Below are 4,016 nucleotides of genomic sequence, written 5' to 3' on the forward strand. Positions count from 1 at the left end.
GCCGCCCCCGCCACCGGATGCGACGGAACCGTCGCCACCGGTGGCGGCATCCTCGACCGCCGCCACGGCGGTCAGCGCGGCCCCCGCCCAGTCCGCTTCCCCGAGGGCAGGCCGGATGGATTGCGCGATGTTCTGGTCCCGGGAGACGACGGGGTTGCCCTCGGCCGACTGGAACAGGTATTCGCGGCCGTCGACGGCAACGGCCAGCAAGCTGTCGACGGAGCCCAGCGAGTTGAGCTCGGCCATCTCCAGCACCCACTGGTTGCGGTCGGCCGGTTCGGTGAATTCATCCACGAAGACGATGTAGACGTTCAGGCCTTCGGACTGCTGCAGCTCGCGTACTGCGTCCTCGACCTCGGCCGTCCGGGCACCGAGCACACCGGCCTGGTCCACCACGAACTCGCCCGGCGGAATGTCGACCGGCGGCACCGCGTGCGCCAGCGCTGCGGGCGCGAGAAAGACTGCCGTCAGGCCGGCTACGGCCGCCAGACGCCTGAACGGTGAGCGCATAAAGGTCCCTTCAGCAGCAGCTGGGGCCGTGGCGCCCCGGCTCATCGGCGTGGTCCTGGCCCCGGCCGGGGCGGATCCACCCACTCGTGATTCTATGGTCCTGCGTTTGGCACCGTCCACCACAGCCCTCCGCCCGCGGCGAACACCCGAGCAGCTCCTCCGCCGCATGTGGCGGACTGCGATACATCGTTTGACCCTATGGGTGGGCGTGCGGAGGCGTCCGGCGGGGCCGCGCCCCGTCGCCGGCATACGGCTGGTTTCCAGATTCCTTACAGGAAACGTGCGACGTTATCCCAGCGAAGCCGTGCATAGTGGAATGCAGACCAAGAAAGGACCTGCCATGAGCGAGAACAACCAGGAGCCGCAGCAGCGGCCCGCCCGGCCGATGCCACCGTTGCCGCAGAATCCGCCGGCCTTCCGTGCCGGGGAGCAGCCGGCGGCAACCGACGAGACCCAGCGGTTCCGTCGCCCGGCACCGGAAGCTGCGCGGCAGGTTTCGGCGCAAGACCAGGCCCGGCAGGAGCCCCAACACCACACCCCGCAGCAGCCTCAGTACGGCCAGCACGCCCCGGGCACGTTTGGCCAGTATGCCGTGCCGTCCTACGGCCCGGAGAACGCGGGCAGTTCAGGCGGCTACGGGGGACAGGGCCACACCCCCGGATACGGGAGCGGCAGCCACGGGCAGGGGAACGGCTACGGAAACCCGGCAGGCGGGCAGCGTGCCGGGGCGGGCACCAGGAAACGCTTTGGCACCGGGACGCTGATCGCCGGCATGTTGCTGGCAGGCCTGGCCGGCGGTGGAGTCGCCGTGGGTTCGCAGGCGCTGGCGGACGGCTCGGCGGGCACCTCCATCACCGGCAGCGGTCCGGAGCAGCTGATCGTGAACAACACGGACTCGGTCAACGAGATCACCGCCGCGGCGGCCAAGGCCTCGCCGAGCGTGGTGACGATCTCGGTGGCCAGCGGCAACACCGGGGGATCAGGATCGGGCATCACCCTGGACACGGAGGGGCATATCCTCACCAACGCGCACGTGGTGACGCTGGGCGGCCAGACGGCTAATCCCGACGTCGAGGTGCGCACCAGCGACGGCGGCGTGCACAAGGCCAAGGTGGTCGGCACCGATCCCTTGTCGGACCTGGCCGTGATCAAGATCAATGCCAAGGGCCTCACGCCCGCGACGTTTGCCGACTCCGACAAGCTCAACGTCGGCGACACCACCATTGCCATCGGAGCGCCGCTGGGCCTGGCGGGCACCGTCACCGACGGCATCGTGTCCACCTTGAGCCGCACCATCAGCGTCTCGTCCTCCGCCGTGCCGGAGAATTCAGGCGACAGTGCCCAGCCGGGCCCGGGCGACCAGTGGAACTTCCAGTTCCCCGGCGAGGAACGGTCCTCGAACCAGGGCAGCATTTTCCTGAATGTCATCCAGACCGATGCGGCGATCAACCATGGCAACTCGGGCGGTCCGCTCGTGAACACCAACGGAGAGGTCATCGGCGTCAACGTGGCCATCGCTTCCTCGGGCGAAGACAGCGGCAGCATCGGCGTGGGCTTTTCCATCCCCAGCAACTACGCGCAGCGGATCGCCCAGGACCTGATCGAAGACGGGACGGCGAGCCACGGCCAACTCGGTGTGACGGTGACGGCCAAGCCCTCCGGCAACTCCTCCGGCAACACCCAGTTCTCGGTGGGGGCGGCCGTCGTGGAGGTGGTTGAGGGATCGCCCGCCAAGGAGGCCGGCCTGCAAAAGGGCGACGTCATCACCCGGGTGGAAAACCGCGTCATTGACGACAGCCAGTCCTTGACCGCGGCCATCCGCGAACACGCCGCCGGCAGCACCGTGCAGGTCACCTACCTGCGTGGCGGCGAAGAACGCACCGTCGACGTGACCCTGGGCGAAGGCCAGGCCTGACCGCACGTCCCCGGTGAGGCACCAGCCCTCACCGGGGCGGCGCACAACGGCAGCCCCGCAGGTGTTTACCGCCGCGGGGTTTGCCGTGGCGCAGGCGGCGGCCCCGCAGGTGTTTACCGCCGCGGCGATGCCGGTAAGGTTAGGGTGTTTGCAGCGGCCCGCAACACCCGCGCGGGCCGTGGACGGCGGAAGGAAGTTCAGCGAGGATGCAAAAAGCAGCAGGCACAGCCTTGAACATCGTGGTGCTGGTCAAGCACGTACCGGACGCACAGTTCGACCGGCACCTGACCGGCGATCCGGCAACGGTGGACCGCTCGGAGAGCATCCTGTCCGAACTGGACGAATACGCCATCGAAGCCGCCCTGCAGCTGGCGGAGGAGCGCGGCGGCCCGAAGGCCGGCAACCGGGTCATCGCACTGAGCATGGGCCCGGCAGCAGCGGCCACCGCCGTGAAGAAGGCGCTCCAGATCGGCGCCACCGAAGGCATGCACGTAAACGATGATGCCCTGGCCGGCTCGGACGCCGCCGGGACGTCGCTGGTGCTGGCGGCCGCCGTCCGCAGCCTCGGCGACATCGACCTGGTGCTCACCGGGATGGCATCCACCGACGGCGAAACCTCGCTGGTTCCGGCGCAGCTGGCCGAGCGCCTGGGCCTGCCGCAGCTGACCTTCGCCGCCAGCCTGGAGGTCGACGGGACCACCGTGCGCGCCCGTCGGGACGGCGATACCCACGCCGACAGCCTGGAAGCGGAACTCCCCGCGGTGGTATCGGTCACCGACCAGATTAACGAACCGCGTTACCCGAACTTCAAGGGCATCATCGCCGCCAAGAAAAAGCCCGTGGCCACCGTGTCGCTGGCGGATTTGGGCATCGAACCCGGCGCGGTCGGCACGGCGGGTGCCTGGACCGCCGTCGCCAAGGCAGAAGCGCGGCCGCCGCGGTCGCAGGGCACCATCATCACCGATGAGGGCGACGCCGGGATCCGCCTGGTGGACTTCCTGGCCGCCCAGAACCTGCTCTAGTCCGCCACGGAAACCGCGAAGGATATCGGCACCATGACTACTGTTCTTGTCTTCATCGACCGTCCCGGCCACGCCCTGCACAAGATCCACCGGGAACTGCTCACGCTCGCCCGCGGCATCGGAGAACCGGTGGCAGCATTCAACGGCGATCTCACCGACGCCCTGCGGACCGAGCTCGGGGAGTACGGCGTGGGCACCGTCTACCTGCCGGCCGCGGACGTGGACGGCGCCCTGGTGGCCCCGAAGGCCGCCTTTCTGGCGGCGGCCGTGCGCCAGGCCGCTCCGGCCGCGGTGCTGCTGGACAACACGTTCGAAGGCAAGGAGATCGCCGCACGGGCCGGCATCAAACTGTCATCCGGGGTCATCACCGACGCCATCGACGTCTCGGCGGACCTGACGGTCACCAAGAGCGTGCTGGCCGGCGCCTATACCGTGCAGGCCAACGTCACCGAAGGCACGCCGGTCATCACCGTGAAGGCCAATGTTGTGGCCGAGGCTCCGGCGGCCCAGGCGGCGGCGCCGCAGGTCGTGACGGTCGACGCCGGGGACTTCGGCCCCGCCGCCCGGAT

3 protein-coding genes and 1 pseudogene are annotated in these 4,016 nt (G+C 69.3%); 3 read left to right on the forward strand and 1 reads right to left on the reverse strand.

Features of this window, described 5'->3' with window-relative positions; translation table 11 throughout:
- Window positions 1–510 (reverse strand): TPM domain-containing protein (locus tag AC5RUJ_RS12225; RefSeq protein WP_494155919.1); only part of this gene is annotated, 510 nt, incomplete at its 3' end.
- A gap of 340 nt (window positions 511–850) precedes the next feature.
- Here AC5RUJ_RS12225 and AC5RUJ_RS12230 point away from each other — a divergent pair.
- The 3 genes and pseudogenes from AC5RUJ_RS12230 to AC5RUJ_RS12240 form a co-directional block, all read left to right on the forward strand.
- Window positions 851–2,425, forward strand: a complete 1,575-nt coding sequence (locus AC5RUJ_RS12230) for a S1C family serine protease (RefSeq protein ID WP_494128646.1) — start codon at window positions 851–853, stop codon at window positions 2,423–2,425.
- 206 nt (window positions 2,426–2,631) lie between these two features.
- Window positions 2,632–3,447, forward strand: coding sequence for an electron transfer flavoprotein subunit beta/FixA family protein (locus tag AC5RUJ_RS12235; protein ID WP_494000244.1), 816 nt, complete (start codon window positions 2,632–2,634; stop codon window positions 3,445–3,447).
- 33 nt (window positions 3,448–3,480) lie between these two features.
- Window positions 3,481–4,016: pseudogene (locus AC5RUJ_RS12240) on the forward strand (electron transfer flavoprotein subunit alpha/FixB family protein); the annotation flags it as partial.

It is taken from the genome of Arthrobacter sp. Y3223164 (genome assembly GCF_059091005.1).

What these genes read in the sequence shown, in the direction of transcription:
- AC5RUJ_RS12230 (WP_494128646.1), top strand. Translation starts at nt 851, where the DNA reads ATGAGCGAGAACAACCAGGAGCCGCAGCAGCGGCCCGCCCGGCCGATG.
- AC5RUJ_RS12235 (WP_494000244.1), top strand. Translation starts at nt 2,632, where the DNA reads ATGCAAAAAGCAGCAGGCACAGCCTTGAACATCGTGGTGCTGGTCAAG.